Below are 22122 nucleotides of genomic sequence, written 5' to 3' on the forward strand. Positions count from 1 at the left end.
GTCTCAAATCACGCCTAATATCACTGTTTAACCTCTCATCAAAGTTGCAAACAAGGTGTGAAAAGGTATACTTTGCATGCTTTTTTTCCTGTCTGAGTTGTTAATGATCACATTAACCGCCCAGAAGAGAAATAAGCATTAATGCGGAGATTAAAAATTGAGTAAGGTTTTAGCGCGTCGTGGCCGGTGGTCAGCCTATAGAATAGTGTTGTTGCAGGCGGCGGTAGCTGGGGGAACTTCAATTTTATTTTTCGCTCTGTGGGGAGCTCAGTATGGCTTATCTGCTTTAGCAGGTGGTCTCATTGCTGTACTCCCTAATTTTGTATTCGCAACCCTTGCTTTCTCTCATGCGGGAGCTAAAGCGTCAGGAAAAGTCGTTTGGATGTTTTTCTTGGGGGAAGCGGTAAAGTTGCTGCTAACCATTGTGTTATTCGCCATTGCATTTGGCATGCTGAAAACGCCATTTATGCCGTTATTTAGCTGTTATTTGTTGGCGCTATTAATACCTTGGACAGCCCCTTTATACTTCAAGCAAAATTAAGTGAGATTAATCATGGCGACAACTGGTGAAGCATTAAATGCTTCCGAGTATATCCAGCATCACCTGACTAATGCGAAAATGTGTTCTGCTGATGGCGGAATTGCTTTTAACTATGCATGTCAAGATGCCGGGTTTTGGACTTGGCACATTGACTCACTTTTGTTTTCAGTAGGTCTTGGGGTTCTATTTTTGTGGGCATTCTTCAAAGTAGGACAAAAAGCAACAACTGGCGTTCCAGGTAAATTTCAATGTTTCGTTGAAATGTGCGTGGAAGGTGTAGATAAAATCGTTAAAGACTCATTTCATGGTCGTAACGCGGTTATCGCACCATTAGGTCTGACTATTTTTGTCTGGGTTTTCCTGATGAATTTAATGGACTTAATTCCGGTTGACTTTGTACCTGAAGCCGCAAACAGATTTTTAGGTGTTCCTTACCTTAAAATTGTACCAACAACTGACTTAAATGTAACTCTAGGTATGGCCTTGAGTGTGTTTGCGTTGATTGTTTTTTACAGTATTAAAGTTAAAGGATTTGGTGGTTTCACAAAAGAAATGACCTTACAACCTTTCAACCATTGGTCACTGATTCCAGTTAACTTGATTTTGGAAACAGTTACTTTGGTTGCGAAGCCGATTTCATTGTCGCTTCGTCTGTTTGGTAACCTGTATGCAGGTGAGTTGATCTTTATTCTGATAGCACTGATGCCTTGGTGGGCTCAGTTCGCATTATCAGTGCCTTGGGCTATTTTCCATATTTTGGTTATTGTGCTGCAGGCGTTTATCTTCATGATGCTTACGATTGTATATCTAAGCATGGCACATGAAGAACATTAATTTAATAAAATTAGTTATTTATCGGAGATAAAATGGAAACTGTAATTAGCTTTACAGCAATAGCTGTTGCAATCATGATTGGCTTAGCAGCGCTAGGTACTGGTATTGGCTTTGCTATCTTAGGTGGTAAGTTCTTAGAAGCTTCAGCTCGTCAACCAGAACTTGCTCCAGCATTACAAACTAAGATGTTCATCGTAGCTGGTCTACTTGATGCGATCTCAATGATTGCAGTTGGTGTTGCATTATTCTTCGTATTCGCTAACCCATTCTTAGGTCAATTAGCTGGCTAATCGCCCCCCTTAGAAGGAGTTGTCGTTATGAGTATTAACGCTACCCTGCTAGGCCAAGCGATTTCTTTTGCACTCTTCGTGTGGTTTTGCATGAAGTTTGTATGGCCGCCATTGATGAACGCTATCGAAGAACGCCAGAAGAAAATTGCCGATGGGCTAGCTGATGCAGGACGTGCTGCAAAAGATCTAGAGTTGGCTCAAGCGAAAGCTAATGAGCAACTAAAAGAAGCGAAGGCGACTGCTAATGAAATTATTGAGCAAGCTAATAAGCGCAAAGCTCAAATAGTTGAAGAAGCTAAAATTGAAGCTGATACCGAACGTGCGAAAATTATCGCTCAAGGTCAAGCTGAAATTGAAAACGAACGTAATCGCGTTAAAGATGACTTGCGTAAGCAAGTTGCTACTCTTGCCGTAACTGGTGCAGAGAAAATTCTTCAACGTTCGATTGATCCAGAAGCTCACAGTGACATAGTTAATAAACTTGTTGCTGAAATTTAATTAAGGAATCGGAGTTATGGCTGAAATAAGCACCATTGCTCGTCCTTATGCAAAGGCAGCTTTTGATTTTGCTGTTGAACACAAAGCAATTGAAGATTGGGCAGAAATGCTTAACTTCGCGGCATTGGTAAGTGAAAACGAATCAATTAAACCGTTGCTTGGTGGTTCATTGGCTAGTGCACAACTTGCCTCACTATTTATCGAAGTATGTGGTGAGCAAATGAATGCGCAAGGTCAGAACCTTATTAAGGTGATGGCTGAAAACGGTCGTTTAGAGATACTACCAACAGTATCTTTACTTTTTGCTGAATACCGCAATGAGTGGGCTAAAGAAGTTGAAGCAACTGTTGTTTCAGCGACTGAGCTGAGCTCTGAGCAACAAGAGCAAATTAGTGTTTCTCTTGAGAAACGTCTCGCACGCAAAGTTAAGCTGAATTGTAGTGTAGATGCATCGCTTATTGGCGGTGTAATTATTAAATCAGGCGACCTAGTCATCGATGGCTCGGTTAGCGGTAATTTATCGCGCTTGTCTGATAAGCTACAATCGTAATTGGGAGTTTGAGCATGCAACTGAATTCCACTGAAATCAGCGATCTGATTAAGCAGCGGATCGAGCAGTTCGACGTCGTTAGTGAAGCTCGCAACGAAGGTACAATCGTTGCAGTAAGTGACGGCATCATTCGCATTCACGGCCTTGCCGATGTAATGCAAGGTGAAATGATCGAACTGCCTGGTGGCCGTTTTGCAATCGCGTTGAACTTAGAACGTGATTCTGTCGGTGCCGTAGTAATGGGTCCTTATGCTAATTTAGCAGAAGGCGCAAAAGTTAAGACCACTGGTCGTATTCTTGAAGTACCAGTAGGTCGTGGTTTATTAGGCCGCGTAGTTAACACCCTTGGTGAGCCAATTGACGGTAAAGGACCAATCGATAACGATGGTTTCTCTCCTGTTGAAGTAATTGCTCCTGGTGTAATTGAGCGCCAATCAGTAGATCAACCAATCCAAACTGGTTATAAAGCCGTTGACTCTATGATCCCAATTGGTCGTGGACAACGTGAATTGATCATTGGTGACCGTCAGACTGGTAAAACAGCGATGGCTATCGATGCAATTATCAACCAGAAAGATTCAGGCATTAAATGTGTATACGTAGCTGTAGGCCAAAAGGCTTCTACAATTGCTAACGTAGTACGCAAGCTTGAAGAGCACGGTGCACTAGCTAACACTATCGTTGTAGTAGCAACAGCTTCTGAAGCTGCAGCATTACAATACTTAGCACCTTACTCAGGTTGTTCAATGGGTGAATACTTCCGTGACCGCGGTGAAGATTCTTTAATCGTATATGATGATCTATCTAAGCAAGCAGTTGCTTACCGTCAGATCTCTCTACTATTGAAGCGTCCACCAGGACGTGAAGCATACCCAGGTGATGTATTCTATCTACATTCTCGTTTATTAGAACGTGCTTCACGTGTAAACGAAATCTACGTAGATAAATTCACTAACGGTGAAGTAAAAGGTAAAACCGGTTCTTTAACTGCGTTACCGATTATTGAAACCCAAGCAGGTGATGTATCTGCATTCGTACCGACCAACGTAATTTCTATTACAGATGGTCAGATCTTCCTTGAGACTGACTTATTTAACTCTGGCTTACGTCCAGCTGTTAACCCTGGTATTTCTGTTTCTCGTGTTGGTGGTGCGGCTCAGACTAAGATCATCAAGAAACTGTCTGGTGGTATTCGTACCGCGTTAGCACAGTATCGAGAGCTTGCTGCGTTCTCACAATTTGCATCTGACTTAGATGATGCAACTCGTGCTCAACTTGAGCATGGTGAGCGTGTTACCGAACTTATGAAGCAAAAGCAATATGCTCCAATGAGCATCGCTGCCCAAGCTATCTCAATCTTCGCAGCTGAAAAAGGCTACTTGAAGACTGTTGAATTAAGTAAAATCGGTAGCTTCGAAGCTGCTCTGCTTTCATTCATGAACAGCGAACATGCTGAGCTTGTTAATACTATTAATGAAACTGGCGATTACAACGCAGACATTGAAAGTCAATTAAAAGCTGGCCTGGACAAGTTCATTGAAACCCAAACCTGGTAATAATTATCGAGGTGTCGTAAGGCGCCTCAGGTCCCAGATTGGAGAGTAGAAATGGCCGGCGCTAAAGAGATTAAAACCAAGATCGCGAGTGTTAAAAACACTCAAAAGATCACTTCTGCAATGGAAATGGTGGCTGCCAGCAAAATGCGCAAAGCGCAGGATCGCATGGAGTCGAGCCGTCCATATGCAGAGCATATGCGTAAGGTGATCGGTCACGTAGCGCAAGGTACTCTTGAATATAAACATCCATATTTGGAAGTTCGAGATGCCAAGCGGGTTGGTTACATTGTTGTGTCAACCGACCGTGGCCTTTGTGGTGGTCTGAACGTTAACCTTTTCAAAAAGGTTGTGTCAGATGTGAAGGATTGGAAAGACCAAGGGGCAGAAGTTGAATTTTGTCCAATTGGTGCACGAAGTGTGCAATTCTTCAATAGCTTTGGTGGAGAAATCTCTGCCCATGCCTCAGGTTTAGGCGATGCGCCTAAGTTAGCCGATTTAATCGGTACCGTGAGAGTTATGCTACAAGCTTACAACGAAGGCAAACTGGATCGTCTGTTTATCGTATTCAACAAATTTGTGAATACTATGACTCAGACTCCTGTGATCGAACAGCTGCTACCTTTACCTAAATCGGAAGAAGAAGTAGCTAAGTATCCTTGGGATTACATTTACGAGCCAGATCCAAAAGATATTTTGGAAGTATTGTTGACTCGTTATGTTGAGTCTCAAGTTTATCAAGGTGTTGTTGAGAATATTGCGTCTGAACAGGCTGCCCGTATGGTAGCAATGAAGGCTGCAACTGATAACGCTGGTGAGCTGATCGATGATCTGCAATTAGTCTATAACAAGGCACGACAAGCTGCGATTACGCAAGAATTGTCGGAGATTGTTTCAGGCGCTGCAGCGGTTTAGGTTAGGTAACTAATAAAGTTTAGAGGATTAATCATGAGCACAGGTACTGTTGTCCAAGTAATTGGCGCGGTTGTGGACGTAGAGTTTCCACAAGATTCTGTACCTCAGGTATATGACGCTCTGAAGATCACAGGTGAAGGCGACTGTAATGGCTTGGTGCTGGAAGTTCAGCAACAGCTAGGTGGTGGTGTAGTTCGTGCCATCGCTATGGGTTCTTCTGATGGTCTGCGTCGTGGTCTAGAGGTAGCAAACTCAGGTTCACCAATTTCTGTTCCGGTTGGGGTTGCAACCCTTGGCCGTATCATGAACGTATTGGGTGAGCCTATCGATGAAGCGGGTGACATTGGTGAAGAAGAGCGTTATGAAATTCACCGTGAAGCACCTTCATACGAAGATCAGTCAAACACAACTGAACTTTTAGAGACTGGTATCAAGGTTATCGACCTTGTTTGTCCATTCGCTAAGGGTGGTAAAGTTGGTTTATTTGGTGGTGCTGGTGTTGGTAAAACCGTCAACATGATGGAATTAATCAACAACATCGCAAAAGCACACTCAGGTCTTTCTGTATTCGCTGGTGTTGGTGAGCGTACTCGTGAGGGTAACGACTTCTACTACGAAATGAAAGATTCTGGCGTTCTCGACAAAGTAGCCATGGTATATGGTCAAATGAACGAGCCTCCAGGAAACCGTTTACGTGTAGCATTGTCTGGTTTGACAATGGCTGAAAAATTCCGTGACGAAGGTCGTGACGTACTGTTATTCGTTGATAACATCTACCGTTACACTTTGGCCGGTACTGAAGTATCTGCACTATTAGGCCGTATGCCTTCTGCAGTAGGTTACCAACCAACACTAGCTGAAGAAATGGGTGTTCTACAAGAACGTATTACTTCAACTAAGTCTGGTTCTATTACCTCTGTACAAGCGGTATATGTACCTGCGGATGACTTAACCGATCCGTCACCAGCAACAACCTTCGCTCACTTAGACGCGACTGTTGTACTGTCTCGTAACATTGCTTCGCTAGGTATTTACCCAGCGGTTGACCCATTGGATTCGACTTCTCGTCAATTAGATCCATTAGTTGTTGGTCAAGAGCATTACGATGTAGCAAACGGCGTACAAACTGTACTTCAACGCTACAAAGAGCTAAAAGACATTATTGCTATCTTGGGTATGGATGAATTATCTGATGAAGATAAAACAACTGTATTCCGCGCACGTAAGATTGAGAAATACTTATCTCAACCTTTCTTCGTAGCAGAAGTCTTTACAGGTTCTCCTGGTAAGTACGTTTCTCTTAAAGACACTATCCGTGGCTTCAAGGGTATCTTGAATGGTGAGTTTGATCACATTCCAGAGCAAGCGTTCTACATGGTTGGTTCAATCGACGAAGCTGTCGAGAAAGCTAACAAAAAGAAATAACTGAGCATTAGCTTAGTATTTTAGGAGATCTTGATGGCAGCCATGACAGTCAAACTTGATATAGTAAGTGCAGAGAACAGCATGTACAGCGGTGACGTGACCTTCTTAGAAGTGAGCGGTACTGAAGGTGAGTTAGGTATTATGCCTAACCATGCTCCTTTGCTAACTAAAATCAAACCTGGCATGGCGCGCATGATTAAGGAAGATGGAAGTGAAGATGTATTGTATTTATCAGGTGGTATCCTGGAAGTACAACCAACTTCAATTTCTGTACTTGCTGACGTCGCTATGCGTGCCGATGATATTGATGAGCAAGCTGCACTTGAAGCTAAGCAACGCGCAGAAGCGAGTATCGCTAATGCAGGCGCTGACTTTGATTACGAAGCTGCAACAATCGAATTAGCTAAATCTTTAGCTCAACTTCGTGTTGTTGAAACCATCAAAAAGAACATTGCCAGATAAAGGTTATTGTTTTAAAAAGGCGACCCAAGGGTCGCCTTTTTTGTGTCTGTTATTTAAATGTCCCTCACCAGGTGTGTCACTAATCATAGCTAATGAACCAGAATAAGCAGAGAACTGCACATTTCCATTTCTAACATTCAATATCTGCGATAAAATAAACGGCTACTAACTCAATTGTTGCTCAAGGAATCCTGATGTCATTAAATGTTGTCATTCTCGCTGCTGGTAAAGGAACACGGATGCGTTCAGACTTGCCAAAAGTACTACACCCCATTGCTCATAAAAGCATGGTACAACATGTTATTGATACCGCTAATTCGCTTGGTAGTAATGCTATTCAGCTGGTTTATGGTTATGGCGCAGATAAACTTCAAACTGTTTTAGGTGAACAAGCTGTAAATTGGGTTCTACAAGCTGAGCAATTAGGTACTGGCCATGCTGTGGCTCAAGCTAATCCAAACATTAATGACGACGACACCGTGTTAATTCTTTATGGTGATGTGCCTCTAATACAGCAGTCGACCTTAGAAAAGTTATTAGCAGCAAGACCAGAAAACGGTATGGCTATTTTAACGGTCAATTTAGTTAACCCAACAGGTTATGGTCGAATTGTTCGCGAAGCGGGTAACGTGGTTGGTATTGTTGAGCAAAAAGACGCTAATGCTGAGCAATTACTGATTCAAGAAGTAAACACCGGTATCATGGCGGTTCCTGGTAAACAACTTAAATCTTGGTTAGGTCGCTTATCAAATGCTAATGCTCAAGGTGAATACTATCTAACGGATATTGTTGCCATGGCAAAAGAAGATGGTGTGGCCATCGATACAGCCCAACCTGAATCAGCTGTAGAAGTTGAAGGGGCGAATAATCGCATTCAACTTGCACAACTTGAAAGAGCTTATCAGGCAAGAGCGGCTGAAAAGTTAATGCTTGAAGGTGCAAACCTTCGTGATCCTGCTCGACTTGATATTCGCGGTGATGTCAGCGTTGGCATGGATGTAATGATTGATATCAATGTCATTTTCCAAGGAAAAGTGACGATTGGTAATAACGTGACGATTGGTGCTGGTGCCATTCTTATTGACTGTGAGATTGCTGATAACGCTGAAATTAAACCTTATTCAATAGTCGAAGGCGCCAAGCTAGGTAAAGCTGCTAGTGCTGGGCCGTTTGCTCGTTTACGTACAGGTGCAGAACTCAAAGAAGATGCCCATATTGGTAACTTTGTTGAAATGAAAAAAGCGGTATTGGGTGAGGGGTCTAAAGCGGGTCATTTAGCTTACCTAGGTGATGCGAGTATTGGTCGCGGTGTAAATATTGGTGCTGGTACTATTACGTGTAATTACGATGGTGCAAATAAATTCCAAACGACTATTGAAGATGATGTGTTTGTCGGTAGCGACTCGCAACTTATTGCGCCAGTGACTATTGGGAAAGGCGCCACATTAGGTGCTGGTTCTACGATTGCTAAAGATGTCGGCGAGGGTGAGTTGGTTATTACTCGTGTTAAGCAGCGTCACATTAGTGGTTGGGCAAGACCAGTCAAAAAGCCTAAATCATAAAGTTGAGCTTTAAAAACTGACATAAAGTCAGTTTATTAATCAAATTTATAAACGGTCTGTTAAAACAGGCCGTTTTTTTATGCCTAATGAAACTGGATATTAATTGTTTGAAATATTGTCTAAAAAGTTTCGTTTGTTTATAATTATCTTTCGAATCGAAACTTATGGTTATTATGAACAAACGTAATACACAACAACGCAGACATAATATTATCAGTATTTTATCTCAGCAAGGTGAGGTGAGTGTTGATGAGTTGGCGTTACGGTTTGAAACTTCTGAAGTCACAATCCGAAAGGACTTAGCTACATTAGAAGAAGCAGGATTATTGCTGCGTCGTTATGGTGGCGCTGTTGCGGTTCCTGATGAGGTTACTCAACAGTTTAGCTCCAAAATTGCCCCAAATAAGTTGTCAATTGCTAAAAAAGCTGCACAACTTATTAAAGATCATAATCGCATTATTATTGATAGTGGCAGTACAACATCAGGTCTTATTCAGCAGCTAGATAATTTGCGGGGCTTATTAGTCATGACCAATTCCCTGCAATTAGCGAATGCTATTCATGAATTAGAAAATGAACCGACTTTATTGATGACCGGTGGTACTTGGGATCCGCATTCTGAGTCTTTCCAAGGACAAATTGCCGAACAAGTACTGCGCTCTTATAACTTTGATCAACTCTTCATTGGTGCTGATGGTATTGACCTTGAGCGTGGAACAACTACGTTTAATGAATTAACTGGTCTCAGTAAAGTGATGGCTGAAGTATCACGAGAGGTTATTGTGATGCTTGAATCAGATAAGTTTGGTCGCAGAATTCCTAATCTCGAACTTGCCTGGGAAAACATCAGTGTTTTAGTGACTGATGACAGATTACCTGCGGATATGGTCAACAAAATTACTCAATATGGCGTTAAAGTCTTATTAGCGCCATATAAAAACAAATAAATCAGTTTTATAAATTAGGTATTAAATTATGTGTGGAATTGTAGGTGCAGTAGCGCAAAGGGATGTGGCAGAAATTTTAGTAGAAGGCTTAAAGCGTCTTGAGTATCGAGGTTATGATTCCGCTGGTGTTGCCATCATCAATCAAGGTGAATTAGGACGGACTCGTCGAGTCGGTAAGGTACAAGAACTAGATGATGCACTAGCAACTTCTCCGTTAGCAGGTGGAACGGGTATCGCTCATACTCGCTGGGCAACTCACGGTGAACCGAGTGAACGTAATGCACACCCTCATTTATCGGAAGGTGATATTGCGGTCGTGCACAATGGTATTATTGAAAACCACAACAAACTGCGTGAGATGTTAAAAGGCTTAGGTTATACCTTCGCATCTGATACTGACACAGAAGTGATTTGTCATTTAGTTCACCATGAATTAAAAAGCCATGACACGTTACTGGCTGCAGTACAGGCCACAGTAAAACAGCTTGAAGGCGCATACGGAACAGTCGTTGTAGATCGTCGTGATAGCGAGCGTATGGTTGTTGCTCGCAGTGGTAGCCCATTGGTTGTCGGTTATGGTCTAGGCGAAAACTTTGTTGCTTCTGATCAGTTAGCCCTATTACCTGTAACACGTTCATTTGCTTTTTTAGAAGAAGGTGATGTCGCTGAAATTACTCGTCGTGAAGTCAGTATTTTTGATGTTGATGGTAATCCGGTTGAGCGTGAGGTAAAAGAATCTGAAGTGACTCATGATGCTGGCGATAAAGGCGAGTATCGTCATTACATGCTTAAAGAAATTTATGAGCAACCAACAGCAATTGCCCATACTCTTGAAGGCCGAATAGCTGCTGGTAAAGTGTTAGATTCAGCATTTGGTGAGAATGCGGCAGAATTTTTAAAAGACATAAAGCATGTGCAAATCATAGCATGTGGTACCAGTTATCATGCTGGTATGGCAGCCCGTTATTGGTTAGAAGACTGGGCTGGCGTATCGTGTAATGTTGAAATTGCGTCTGAGTTCCGTTACCGCAAATCACATATGTTCCCTAACAGCCTGTTAGTGACTATCTCTCAGTCTGGTGAGACTGCAGATACCTTAGCGGCGATGCGTTTAGCAAAAGAGATGGGCTATAAAGCGACCTTAACTATCTGTAATGCGCCGGGTTCTTCATTAGTTCGTGAGTCTGATATGGCTTATATGATGAAAGCCGGTGTTGAAATTGGTGTGGCATCGACGAAAGCCTTTACAGTACAACTTGCTGGTTTATTAATGCTAACCACTGCAATTGGTCGTCATAACGGCATGACCGAAGAGATGGAAGCTGAGATCACTCAAAGCTTACAATCTATGCCAGCTAAAGTAGAGCAAGCGTTAAGTTTAGATGATGCGATTGCTGAACTTGCAGAAGACTTTGCTGACAAGCACCATGCTTTATTCTTAGGTCGTGGCGATCAATATCCAATCGCGATGGAAGGTGCGCTTAAGCTAAAAGAGATTTCTTACATTCATGCTGAAGCTTATGCATCGGGTGAGCTAAAGCACGGCCCATTAGCACTGATTGATGCCGATATGCCGGTTATTGTTGTTGCGCCAAATAATGAATTGCTTGAAAAGCTTAAATCAAATGTTGAAGAAGTCCGTGCCCGTGGTGGCTTAATGTACGTCTTTGCTGATAAAGATGCAGAGTTCGAATCTGATGACACCATGAAGGTGATTCCGGTTCCACATTGCGATGAGTTTATGGCGCCGCTTATCTATACTATTCCATTACAGTTATTGTCATATCATGTGGCATTAATTAAAGGCACTGATGTGGATCAGCCACGTAACTTAGCGAAATCAGTCACGGTAGAATAATATTTTGGCGTGTTAGCAAAACACTCGTGCACAGTTAAAGTAAAACTCGCGCATCATAACTGTGATTAGTGCAGCCTTTAAACCTCCACGTAAGTCTTACTTACGTGGAGGTTTTTTATTTGTATTTATTAAGCGCAAAAATGCGCTATTTTTACTCAATTTAAAGTAGTTTAATTTCAGAATTGATATGCCAATAACACAATTAATAGAGCGAAATTTTGCTTTATTAAATATGGCTTCTCTACAGAGTGAAAAGTGAATGTTTACACATCTTATGGATTGGTTTGGAAATGTTTTTTTTGTGATTTTTATGTGTTTTTCATATTTGTTAAATGCAGTATTTGTTTTGGTTTTTTAGGTGCTATTTCGGCATTTTCTCCACATTCTTATCTTTTACTAAAATAGTTATTTTTGACGACAAACAAGGCTTGAGTCCGTTTATTTGCTCGATAAACTGCATGTATCAAATCGTTTCACGAGTCAAAAATGTATGGAAGTTTTCATCAGTTTACTAGGCATGTGTGCCTTGATTGGTTTAGCTATTTTATTGTCAGAAAAACGCAGTGCAATTAAGCCAAGAACGGTAATCGGTGCACTGGCATTTCAAATCGCATTTGGTGCATTTGTCATGTATTTACCGATGGGGCAAAGCATGTTGGATGGCGCATCTAGCGCAGTAATGCATGTGATCAACTATGGTAATGAAGGCTTAGCGTTTGTATTTGGTGATTTAGCTAAATTCAGTGTTGGTTTTATCTTTGTTATTAACGTTCTGTTTGTTGTGGTGTTTATTAGTGCCTTGATTGCAGTGCTATATTACCTCGGCATTATGCAACTGATTATCGGCGTTATTGGTGGTGGACTTTCTAAACTATTAGGCACTAGCCGTGCTGAATCATTATCGGCAACCGCCAATATTTTTGTCGGCCCAATTGAAGCGCCATCAATGGTGAGACCATTTGTTAAACATATGACCCGTTCAGAGTTGTTTGCTGTGATGACTGGTGGCTTAGCTTCTGTTGCTGGTGGCACTATGATTGGTTACATACAAATGGGCGTGGACATTAAATACGTTCTTACCGCAGCCTTTATGACGGCTCCAGCAGGATTAGTCTTCGCCAAGTTAATGTGGCCTGAAACAGAAACGCCACGCAATGATATTAAGCAAGTCATGGATGAACAAGAAGACAAGCCTACCAATGTCTTGGATGCAGCAGCAAGCGGCGCAGCTATGGGGATGCAACAAGTGCTTGCGGTATCAGCTCTGCTCATTGCCTTTGTTGGCTTAATAGCCATGGTTAATGGCTTAATTGGCGGTGTTGGTGGTTGGTTTGGTCATGGTGATATCACCATGCAAGCAATTTTAGGTTATTTGTTAGCACCATTAGCTTGGTTAATGGGAGTACCGTGGAGTGAGGCGACTCAAGCAGCCTCATTTATTGGCCAGAAAATGGTGATCAATGAGTTTGTTGCTTATATTGATTTCTTAAAAGTCGCCGAAGATTTGACGCCTAAAACTCAAATTATCATCAGTTTTGCTTTATGTGGTTTCGCTAACCTTGGTTCATTAGCCATGGTGATTGGTGGACTGGCCGCTCTGTGCCCTGAGCGCCGCCATGATTTAAGTGAAATTGGTATGAAAGCATTGATTGCTGCAGCATTAGCTAACTTAATGAGCGGAACCATTGCAGGCTTATTATTTAGTTTAGCTAACTAGAACACTAATATTTTTATGCCAGCTAAGGTCTTAGTTGGCAACATTGGAGTAAGAGCATGACCCCACACATTAATGCCCCAGAGGGCGCCTTCGCTAAAACAGTATTAATGCCTGGCGATCCGTTACGTGCAAAGTACATTGCAGAAAACTTTTTAGATAACCCAAGACTTGTGACAGATGTACGTAATATGCTGGGTTACACTGGCGAATATAATGGTAAAACTATCTCTGTAATGGGTTCAGGTATGGGGATCCCTTCGATTTCTATTTATGCCAAAGAGCTTATTACCGAATACGGCGTAGAAAACATTATCCGTATTGGTTCTTGCGGCGCCGTTAGTGACAAAATCAAACTAATGGATGTGGTAATGGCAATGGGCGCGAGTACCGACTCTACCGTTAACCGCACTCGCTTTGCTAATACTGATTTTGCCATGATTGCTGACTTTGGTTTATTGCGCTTAGCAACTGATGCAGCAGAAAAACAAGGTGCAAGTTATCACGTAGGTAATCTATATTCTTCGGATTTATTCTATTGTGAAGATGAAAGCCGATATGACTTGATGGAAAAATACGGCATTTTAGGTGTTGAAATGGAAGCGGCAGGTCTTTATGGCGTCGCAACAGAATATGGCGCACGAGCACTTGCTATGATGACGGTGACCGATCATATTAGACAAGGTCTTCACTTAACAGCGGAAGAACGTCAACAAACGTTAAATGAAATGATTAAACTGACTTTAGAGGCAGTTAGTCATATCGAATAACCGAGTTCATTCTGCTTGAACATAAGTATGCCGAACTTACTTCTGTCACGAAATAAGTTCGGCATTGTTGTTTTATCTGTGATTAAGCTGAATATTAAAAGCCGAATTTACCGTTATTGTTTTGCCACTCTGTTTGAGCGGGAATGGTTTCAATGGTGTCCCAATGTTCAACGATTTTACCATTATCTAAGCGAAATAAATCGTAAAAAGCAACGTGTTGATTCATAAAGGTTCCTTCACTAATCGATAATACAAAGTTACCTTCTCCGAGTATTTTATGGTTTTTACTGACCACCATAGGCATATTCGCAGCAGCAAGTTCACCTAACGCTTTACCTAAGCCACTAAGGCCGTCTGCAATTGCTGGGTTGTGTTGAATATAAGCATTGTCATCATTATCAATAAATTGATTAATCTTGCTCATATCACCTTTCATTAATATGGTTGCGACAAAATCAGCAACAATCGCTTTATTCGAATCAGTTTTATCTAAATCGGTTACTTCAGTCGCACCGTCGAGCTGCGTTCTACCACTTGGATTAGCGGGGGCGATTGCTTGCAGGTTGTCCCAGTGCTCAACAATTTTACCTTCTTCAAAGCGAAATACATCAAAACCTACTTTAGGACCAAAAAAGTTATATTCTGTGTGAGTGAAGGTGTAATCACCATTTTGAAATGCACGTTTAACTTTGGCTTTTGCACTTCCTTCAGGGAGTTGCTGCAGTACAGCCCCAAACCCTGCTAATCCGTCGGCAACAGCTAAGTTATGTTGGATATACTTTTCTGGATTGATGTAACCAATTGCTGTTTGCTCGCCCGTTTCGATACTTGATATAACCGCTACAGCTTTTTGCTTATTAGATAATGTTTGTGCGCTTGAGTCTGTCATAGTGATTACTTCCTGATTTGATGTGCATGCGATAAGGCTAAAAAGGCTGGCCGCTAAAAGTGAATGTTTAACAAGATTAGGTGTTGTCATTGTGTTGTCCTCAATTTGCTTGAGAACAATATTAGCGATCGCTGGGGTCACTTGGCAGAGTGTATTTGAGTGTAAAAATGGTGAATATCGAACCTAAAGCAGGATATTTATTATTATCCAACCTGCTTTAAAAACTGACTTGGTGTGATATTAGTTTGATTTTTAAAGTACTTAACAAAATTGCTGGCATCGTCAAAACCAAAATCATAAGCAACTTGCTGAGAAGGCTTTTTACTGATGACTATATGTCGTTTTATCTCTATAACAGTAAAAGCATCAATCATTTGTTTGGCGGTTAATCCTGTTGCCAGCTTACAAATGTGATTTAAGGTTTTATAAGTGGTATTAACTTGGTTGGCATACCAGCTTGCATCTCGAGTTTTCCGGAAGTGTTGCTGCATTAACTCAAAAAAGCGTGCAAGTTTTACATTTTGCTCTAATGACATGTTGTCATGTTTCGCTGCAGGCCTTAATCGATGTAATATCAATGCCAGCGCTGAGAACAGATACATAACGATGAGATGATCAGTTTGTTGATGATTAAACTCAACAGTGATTTGCTCAATCAATAAACGGGTTCGCTGGTAAGTTTGTTTATCAAGTTTTAATAGTGGTGAGTGCTGTTGATTAAGGTGTGTTGGGGTGTATTTAGGTAAGCGCATATTAGCATGGACTTGATCTAAAAATGCCTGTGTGAAAATAAGTACTTTACCTTGCGGCTTAGTAGAAAAATCAAATGCATGAACCTGTTCTCGCTGAACTAGTAAGACAGAGCCTGCACAGAAAGGGTAATCATTGAAATCAATCATGTGAACGCCTTCGCCTTGCTCAATATAAATGAGCATAAAGAAGTTCACTTTATGAGGGAGCCGCGGGTCGTGGTCGATATTGGCTCTTTGATATAATGATGCAAGATCAATTATCTCAAGTTCTTCCTCATCTGATTGCTGATGGTTAAAGCCAATATCGGGTATATTCAACGTTAAACTCCACTAGTTCAATCATAAAAGTGTAGTGGAATTAGACACTCCCTAGCAAGTCATGATATGAAAGTTCATCATGATTAGGTTGCGCGATAATATGTGCATACTTAGGTAAATACTTAGGTAAATACTCAGGTAAATACTTAGGTGATAAAGTGATTACCTCATTCCTAAACTTGCGACAGTACTGTCTTGCGTGTAATTAATTGCATCCTGACATAATTGTACTTTCTTGGGCTCATCTGATGCTTTAAATTGAGCAATATAAAGATCTAATTCATCGCTGGTCTGTTGCGTCATCATCATGTCTTCTATACCCGTTTTATATTGTTCTGTTACCAATTTTTTGATGATGGCAGCCTGTTGTGCAGACTCTTTAGTATCAATATCACTATAAAATACATCGCATATCATTAAGCCTGCCATACCAATTGCATCTTCTGTTGAAAGTTGTTTGGCTGCAAACACAGGACTAGTAAATAAAGTACTGACAATAGCTGCGGTTATTAGTTTTTTCATAATTTCAAACCTTTATTAATTGGATTGGTTTTTCATAAAAATAGATGTTGATAACGCAAAATGTTAATTAAAGAACGATACGGATTTTGTTAACAAGCTCCTTCTGCAGATATTTTTTAGGCTTTTTTATCTATTAAAATCCGCAAATGCGTATATTTTGAGCTTGTTTTATACGCGATGATTAATTCGCTTTAGCGATTAAAGGGCTGGGATCAGCGTATTTTTCAATAAGCTGTTCAATAAAAGGCTGCACATCTTTATTTCCCCAATCTAAATAACCTCTTAAAAAACCGACTAAATGGCCATTTCCATCAAATATATAGGTCGCTGGTACCACATTGATGGGCAGCATTTTGTTGGCATGTTGCTGGGGATCTATCAGAGTTGGGTAACCTTCAAGTTGATGACGCGTTAAAAAAGCGGCGACTTTTTCATGCTCTTCATCAATTGATAAAGGCAAGACAACTAAGTTTCGATGTTTATTATCGACTCTTATTTTATCCATCATGGGGATTTCTTTGATACAGGGAGCGCACCACGTCGCCCATAAATTCATAATAACGAGATTACCTTGATGAGCTTGAAGTGAAACTTCATTACCTGAAAGATCAGTAAATGGCACATGTTCGACTTTACGAGCATGGGTCATTTCAATAAACCGAGACATAATCATCGGCTTTTCAATATTCTCACCCGTAGAATATATTTTCTCCTCAGGCATTGTCGCTTGAGAATAAGGTAAGTAACAGGCAATAACGACACCGAACGTTGCAAATAACTTATTCATTAGTAGACTCCATATTTTGATAATGCAGGGAATGTCGAGAGGTTTTATTAAGTCGAATAAACCAGGCCATCATGAATAAAACCAATAAAAGTGGAAGTAAAAATAACCCCGCAGTAGCCCATGAAAATATCGGCATGTAATGAATTTTTTCGCCGTATCTGTTGACCATGAAATCGATAATTTGTTGCTTCGTTTTGCCTTGCTGTAATTGCAAAAATATTTCGCCTTTGAGCTCATGAGCTATTTTAGTTTGGGACTCAAACAGACTTTGATTGGCTGAAACTGGGCAGCGTAAAGATTTAGCAATATCAAATGCAGTTGTTTTAATTTCTGCTTGGCTATTTGATTGAAAGTGTTCGGGAGTAATCTGCTCTGCCGCAATACTTGCTGCACTAAATAGCATTAGCGTAAACATGAGAAGTTTAATCATGGCTTAACCTTATTAACCAGTAGTGATGGATGGGAGTTTTGCGGGTTATATGTTTTAACGAGTCTTTGTTGCCGATGGTGCACCACGCATGCGACTCCACCAGCTAACATCATCATAAAAGCACTTAACCACAAGCCATTTACGAAAGGTTTATAACTAATACGGATCAGGTATTCATCATCACTGAGTTGGGTTCCCATAGAAATGTACATGTCACTTAAAAAGCTGTGATAAATGCCTGCAGCAGAAAGCTCTACAGCATTGCTTTTGAAGGTTCTACGTTGAGGGGTGATGTAATTGATAAGTTTGCCGTCAAGATCTTCAACTGCAATAACGGCTTCAACAGCAGTAAATGCTCGAGTATCGACATGTCGAGTTTGTTGATAAATAAAATTATACCCAGCAACCTCTTTTCCTTGGCCGGGCCCCATTCGTAGCAGTTCATCTTGCTCAAAATAAGAAACAATAGTTCCCGCAGTAATGGCGACTAGAACACTTGCATGCCCTAATAACATGGCAACAACATTGAGGGTTAGTTTTTGAGTTTGTAAATATCGCTGAAGTAGCAATAAGCCAGTACAGGTGGTCATCCAAATAATACAAAAAACACCACATATAAAATTAAACTCGATTTGCTCTAGTAGATGGAGATTAACTGATATTGATAACAAAAATACGATAGCGCCAAGTACGAGCAGTACTTTTGAATTGCGTTTGTTTTCCTTTAACCAAGGTTGAAAGGGGGCTGCGCCCATGGCAATACTCATTAATGTTAATAATGGTACGAATACACTATTAAAATAAGGTGCGCCAACAGAAATAACTCGCCCGGTGACGGTCTCAAATAAAAGTGGATAGCAGGTGCCAAGCAACACCGTTAGCGCAGTGATTAATAGTAAGCAATTACCAATGACCATTAATGTACTCTTGGTCATTCCCTGGGTAGGTTTTATGCTGGCAATCACAGGGATTTTGGCAACTAATAACGTAAAACCAAGTGTTGAGTAGATTAACATTAGCGATAATATTGAAGCTCCTCGAGTAGGATCTGAGGCAAATGCATGCACTGATTGAACAACACCAGAGCGCACTAAAAATGTGCCAAGTAAGCAGACAAAGAAACCAAAAATACACAGGAACAAGCTGCTCAAATACGCTTGATTCGTTTTTTGATTTAACCTTAATGAGTGGATTAATGCGGTGCAAACTATCCAAGGAATAAATGAAGCATTTTCCACAGGATCCCAGAACCACCAGCCACCCCATCCTAATTCGTTATATGCCCACCAAGAACCAAATGCATTACCGCCAGTTAAAGCTATCCAAGTGATTATTGCCCATGGTTGTATGCGTTTACAGTGCTCTTGAATATTCGATTTATGGCAAAGTAATGTGGCTATAGCCCCTGAAAAGCAAATTGATAAACCAACATAACCAATGAAAAGAAGGGGTGGATGAAAAACCAGTCCAATGTCTTGCAAAATAGGGTTTAAATCTCTTCCTTCTATCGGTATTTCCGGCAATAACCGTTCAAATGGATTTGAAGTAAAGAGTAAAAATAATAAGAAACCAAATAAGATGCTGGCTATGACGGCGTTAAAGTAATAAGCAAAGTGGTTCATTTTTGGGGTTCTGAAACAAGTAAAACTCCCCCAAAGTGCAGTTACGACAATCCAAAATAGCATTGAGCCTTCATGTCCTCCCCATACTGCAGCAATTTTGAATATGTTGGCTAATTGCGTATTTGAATGGTTCGCCACATAAGTAAGAGAAAAGTCATTGACCCAAAAAGCATGCCCCAGAATCAATATCGACATGGTTAGAGCAAACGCATTGAGATGCACTAACGATGGGATGAGTTGGTTAGCTGATGCACATAAATGATGGCTTTTTTCAAATTGAGGGGCGATAAATCCTAGTGTGGCCACTAAGAATGATATTACTAAACTGATGATGAGTAATAGTAAGCCTATCTCTGCAGCCATAAAGTCACCTAATAGATTAATTATTAAAAAACAGTGTCATAAGCACTGCTTCATACTCTTCTGCTTTACGCTACCTGACGATAATTCAATTTCCTTAATCATTTTGTGAGCGGCCACAAGTTAACTTTATGGTGTTTTGTAGGTGGCAACTTTTTATTTCTTAAGTGGCTAATTGTTAAGTTTTGATAGTTTAAAGTCATGCTTAAACGTTTCAAAAATCCACTGCTTGGTTATTTATCTATCTGTTTTATATTGATTATTTGTTTTTGGTAACTTTTGATATTGGATCAATTTTTTGTTGTGCTCTAGGTCAAATTTTTAGCGGTTTTTTTATGAAGAATAAGCCTTGCTCAGTTGTAAAGAATCGTTTGATGGACGGTTAGGTTTAGTTAATCCAAGTGACTAATAGCGAAATGGATGAACTGTTAGTGACAGGTATTACAAATAAAAAAACCAAAAGAAATTTAGGAGTGAATGATGAAACAATGGAAATTCAAGGTGGCGTTAAGTGCGCTATGTTGTTTTGGTGCCATTGCCAATGTAAATGCTGCAGGTAAATACAATAGCATTCCAGAAATGGGAAAAACTGCAAAAAAATCATTAGCAAAGTATGAAGGTACAGAACAAATTAATGGTGTAAAAACACTTCAAGACTATATTGTTCAAGAAGCTGAGTTGTTTGATTTTCTTTTTGAAAATCATCCTATGTTTAAATATCAGCAAGCTGGGAATTTAGTTGGCGATTACCATATTAGTGACCGCGGTGAAGAGTATCTAGATACCGGTTACAGTCAAGACTACAGTAAGTTAGATGGTAAGCCTCGCGCTATTCAATACCGTTTAGGGGCCAAATCAATTCTTGATTACCCAAATAATTTTGTTGGCCCAGAAAAATGTGCTGAATGTCATGCGCTGCAATATGAGAAATGGTCGCGTTCACGTCATGCGAAAACCATCCGTTTTCCAGGTGAACACCCTGAAGTGGATAATGACCTAAACAAAACCATGTATGACACCAAAGATACCTCAATATTGCCTGATGGTATTACCCCTGATGCAATCTATGCCACGGTGGGAACACCGCGAACAAAATATGGCTTTATTGATAGCTGGTTAGTGCGTGGTACTTATCATATTGAAGGTGGGCTACTTCGAGATGGCACTGGTAAAATGGTGGCAGGTGCAAACCAATTCTCACGTGGGTGGGCTGAGTGGCTTACACCGGAAATGTCTAAAAAAATTAATGATGTTATTCCTGAGTTTCCGCTCACAGTGGCGGACTTCGGTGCTTCAGGATCTCACCAACAAGGCATGAGTTCTTATGGTGCAAAATACCGTACAGAAATGCTGTTCCAGCCGGCAAGTTCTTATTGTGAAGTCTGCCATACCTTTAAGTTTGACTTTAAATCTAAAGATGAGTTCTTTGATGCATTAGGTGATCCTAAAAAATTACAAGAACATACGATTTCACGAGGTATTGCTTGTGAAGAGTGTCATGGCGCTGGTGGTCACTTAGATGGTGGTACTGGTGGAATGCAGTCTAACTGTGAACGTTGTCATCAACGTTTTGAGTATGACCCAACCATGACAGAGTATGCGGCAGAGCAAGGCAAACCAGAGCTTGCTTTTGGGGTGAAAATGAAATCCCTTTGTCCATCTTGTGGTACCGAAGGCTCACAAATGTTTGGTTCTAAGCATTATGAACAAGGTATGCGTTGTACAACATGTCATGACCCACATGAGGTGACTGATGGCAGTTGGATGTCAGGTGTAACCAAACCTAAGCTCAAAAAAGACTGTACAGACTGTCATGCTGCGCAAACATTAATTGCTAGCAATACCGACACTCACTCGCAGCAGACCTGTCAAAGTTGTCACATGCCTAACATGGGTAGTTGTGAAAACTTTAAAGCGATGCAATTCCCTGATCAAGCAGGCTTTGACGCCGTGCGTAAATCCCACATGTGGAAAATTGATGTTGACCCAGAACGTAAAACATTAAATCCACCAGAAGGTGAACCACGCATTCAAGGCCCTGAAGGTGGGAAAGGCTGGACAGTGGCTAAGAATGAAGAAGGACGCACTTATTTAGACTTAATGTGGTCTTGTGCGCGTACCGCAATCTCTGATCACGACGTGGTCGAAAATAAAGGTTGTCACAGTCAATTCCAGTCTGAACTCGATACGGGTCTTCACTACAAGGACCAAGTTCAAATCTACGGCGAAGTTCAAAAATGGCAGAAGCCAATTAAAGAAACGTTTGCTGAAGTTGAACAAGCACTGGTTCGCATCGATAAGCTACTAGAAGTCACTAAGTTATCAATCGAAGACAAAACTCAGGTCTTGTTATTGACTGAAAAAGCACAAGAAACGGTTGATCTAATTAAAGCCGATGGTTCTTGGGGTGTTCATGGTTTCCGTTATAGCCAAAAACGCCTTGATGCAGCACTGACTTACGTAACACAGGCACAGAAAATTATTGATAAAAACAGTATTTAAAACCCGTTTAATCAATATGGC

General features: G+C 40.8%; 21 protein-coding genes. 15 read left to right on the forward strand and 6 right to left on the reverse strand.

The annotated features are described in order from the left end of the window. Positions 1 to 157 precede the first annotated feature (157 nt). From J8L86_RS19460 to deoD, 14 genes are all read left to right on the forward strand, one after another. Complete coding sequence (locus J8L86_RS19460) at positions 158 to 541, forward strand: ATP synthase subunit I (protein ID WP_055025456.1); 384 nt, start codon at positions 158 to 160, stop codon at positions 539 to 541. A 12-nt stretch (positions 542 to 553) separates the two neighbouring features. Continuing rightward, complete coding sequence (atpB, locus tag J8L86_RS19465; RefSeq protein WP_055025455.1) at positions 554 to 1375, forward strand: F0F1 ATP synthase subunit A; 822 nt, start codon at positions 554 to 556, stop codon at positions 1373 to 1375. A gap of 32 nt (positions 1376 to 1407) precedes the next feature. Continuing rightward, on the forward strand, positions 1408 to 1665 hold the full coding sequence (atpE, locus tag J8L86_RS19470) for a F0F1 ATP synthase subunit C (protein ID WP_012157432.1): 258 nt from the start codon (positions 1408 to 1410) through the stop codon (positions 1663 to 1665). A gap of 27 nt (positions 1666 to 1692) precedes the next feature. Beyond that, on the forward strand, positions 1693 to 2163 hold the full coding sequence (gene atpF, locus J8L86_RS19475; RefSeq protein WP_055025454.1) for a F0F1 ATP synthase subunit B: 471 nt from the start codon (positions 1693 to 1695) through the stop codon (positions 2161 to 2163). Positions 2164 to 2179: 16 nt separating this feature from the next. Beyond that, on the forward strand, positions 2180 to 2713 hold the full coding sequence (atpH, locus tag J8L86_RS19480; protein WP_055025453.1) for a F0F1 ATP synthase subunit delta: 534 nt from the start codon (positions 2180 to 2182) through the stop codon (positions 2711 to 2713). A 14-nt stretch (positions 2714 to 2727) separates the two neighbouring features. Further along, positions 2728 to 4269, forward strand: coding sequence for a F0F1 ATP synthase subunit alpha (atpA, locus tag J8L86_RS19485; RefSeq protein WP_055025452.1), 1542 nt, complete (start codon positions 2728 to 2730; stop codon positions 4267 to 4269). A gap of 51 nt (positions 4270 to 4320) precedes the next feature. Then, a complete protein-coding gene (atpG, locus tag J8L86_RS19490) occupies positions 4321 to 5181 on the forward strand; it encodes a F0F1 ATP synthase subunit gamma (RefSeq protein ID WP_055025451.1) in 861 nt (286 codons plus the stop codon). Positions 5182 to 5214: 33 nt separating this feature from the next. Then, the gene (gene atpD, locus J8L86_RS19495; RefSeq protein WP_055025450.1) at positions 5215 to 6606 is read left to right on the forward strand and encodes a F0F1 ATP synthase subunit beta; all 1392 of its coding nucleotides are present in this window, start codon (positions 5215 to 5217) and stop codon (positions 6604 to 6606) included. Between the two features lie 33 nt (positions 6607 to 6639). Continuing rightward, positions 6640 to 7068 carry a F0F1 ATP synthase subunit epsilon gene (locus J8L86_RS19500; RefSeq protein WP_055025449.1) on the forward strand — a complete coding sequence of 143 codons (429 nt, stop codon included), beginning with the start codon at positions 6640 to 6642 and terminating at the stop codon, positions 7066 to 7068. A 194-nt stretch (positions 7069 to 7262) separates the two neighbouring features. Further along, entirely contained in the window at positions 7263 to 8630 is a 1368-nt protein-coding gene (glmU, locus tag J8L86_RS19505; protein WP_055025448.1) for a bifunctional UDP-N-acetylglucosamine diphosphorylase/glucosamine-1-phosphate N-acetyltransferase GlmU, read from the forward strand. Positions 8631 to 8803: 173 nt separating this feature from the next. After that, a complete protein-coding gene (locus J8L86_RS19510; RefSeq protein WP_080917547.1) occupies positions 8804 to 9577 on the forward strand; it encodes a DeoR family transcriptional regulator in 774 nt (257 codons plus the stop codon). A 28-nt stretch (positions 9578 to 9605) separates the two neighbouring features. After that, a complete protein-coding gene (gene glmS / locus J8L86_RS19515; protein ID WP_080917299.1) occupies positions 9606 to 11435 on the forward strand; it encodes a glutamine--fructose-6-phosphate transaminase (isomerizing) in 1830 nt (609 codons plus the stop codon). Positions 11436 to 11925: 490 nt separating this feature from the next. Next, positions 11926 to 13152 carry a NupC/NupG family nucleoside CNT transporter gene (locus J8L86_RS19520; protein ID WP_211031323.1) on the forward strand — a complete coding sequence of 409 codons (1227 nt, stop codon included), beginning with the start codon at positions 11926 to 11928 and terminating at the stop codon, positions 13150 to 13152. 56 nt (positions 13153 to 13208) lie between these two features. Continuing rightward, the gene (gene deoD / locus J8L86_RS19525; RefSeq protein WP_065108820.1) at positions 13209 to 13919 is read left to right on the forward strand and encodes a purine-nucleoside phosphorylase; all 711 of its coding nucleotides are present in this window, start codon (positions 13209 to 13211) and stop codon (positions 13917 to 13919) included. Between the two features lie 94 nt (positions 13920 to 14013). On the opposite strand, the gene J8L86_RS19530 is transcribed toward deoD, so the two are convergent. The 6 genes from J8L86_RS19530 to J8L86_RS19555 form a co-directional block, all read right to left on the reverse strand. Beyond that, positions 14014 to 14898 (reverse strand): nuclear transport factor 2 family protein, encoded by an 885-nt coding sequence (locus J8L86_RS19530; protein WP_211031324.1) that lies wholly within the window; start codon positions 14896 to 14898, stop codon positions 14014 to 14016. Positions 14899 to 15011: 113 nt separating this feature from the next. After that, entirely contained in the window at positions 15012 to 15878 is an 867-nt protein-coding gene (locus J8L86_RS19535; protein ID WP_211031325.1) for a helix-turn-helix transcriptional regulator, read from the reverse strand. 162 nt (positions 15879 to 16040) lie between these two features. After that, the gene (locus J8L86_RS19540) at positions 16041 to 16400 is read right to left on the reverse strand and encodes a hypothetical protein (protein ID WP_065108823.1); all 360 of its coding nucleotides are present in this window, start codon (positions 16398 to 16400) and stop codon (positions 16041 to 16043) included. Between the two features lie 181 nt (positions 16401 to 16581). Next, on the reverse strand, positions 16582 to 17187 hold the full coding sequence (locus tag J8L86_RS19545; protein ID WP_065108824.1) for a TlpA disulfide reductase family protein: 606 nt from the start codon (positions 17185 to 17187) through the stop codon (positions 16582 to 16584). After that, positions 17180 to 17617 (reverse strand): cytochrome c-type biogenesis protein CcmH, encoded by a 438-nt coding sequence (locus J8L86_RS19550; protein ID WP_211031326.1) that lies wholly within the window; start codon positions 17615 to 17617, stop codon positions 17180 to 17182. The genes J8L86_RS19545 and J8L86_RS19550 overlap by 8 nt, the downstream gene beginning before the upstream one ends. After that, positions 17614 to 19602 (reverse strand): cytochrome c-type biogenesis CcmF C-terminal domain-containing protein, encoded by a 1989-nt coding sequence (locus J8L86_RS19555; protein WP_211031327.1) that lies wholly within the window; start codon positions 19600 to 19602, stop codon positions 17614 to 17616. Before J8L86_RS19555 ends, J8L86_RS19550 begins: the two co-directional genes overlap by 4 nt. A gap of 477 nt (positions 19603 to 20079) precedes the next feature. Here J8L86_RS19555 and J8L86_RS19560 point away from each other — a divergent pair, with 477 nt between their 5' ends. After that, positions 20080 to 22101: a cytochrome c3 family protein gene (locus J8L86_RS19560; protein WP_055025438.1), complete on the forward strand. Its 2022-nt coding sequence runs from the start codon at positions 20080 to 20082 to the stop codon at positions 22099 to 22101. Positions 22102 to 22122: the final 21 nt, after the last annotated feature.

The sequence above is a fragment of the Shewanella sp. MMG014 genome (assembly GCF_018100775.1).
Lineage (GTDB): Bacteria > Pseudomonadota > Gammaproteobacteria > Enterobacterales > Shewanellaceae > Shewanella > Shewanella japonica.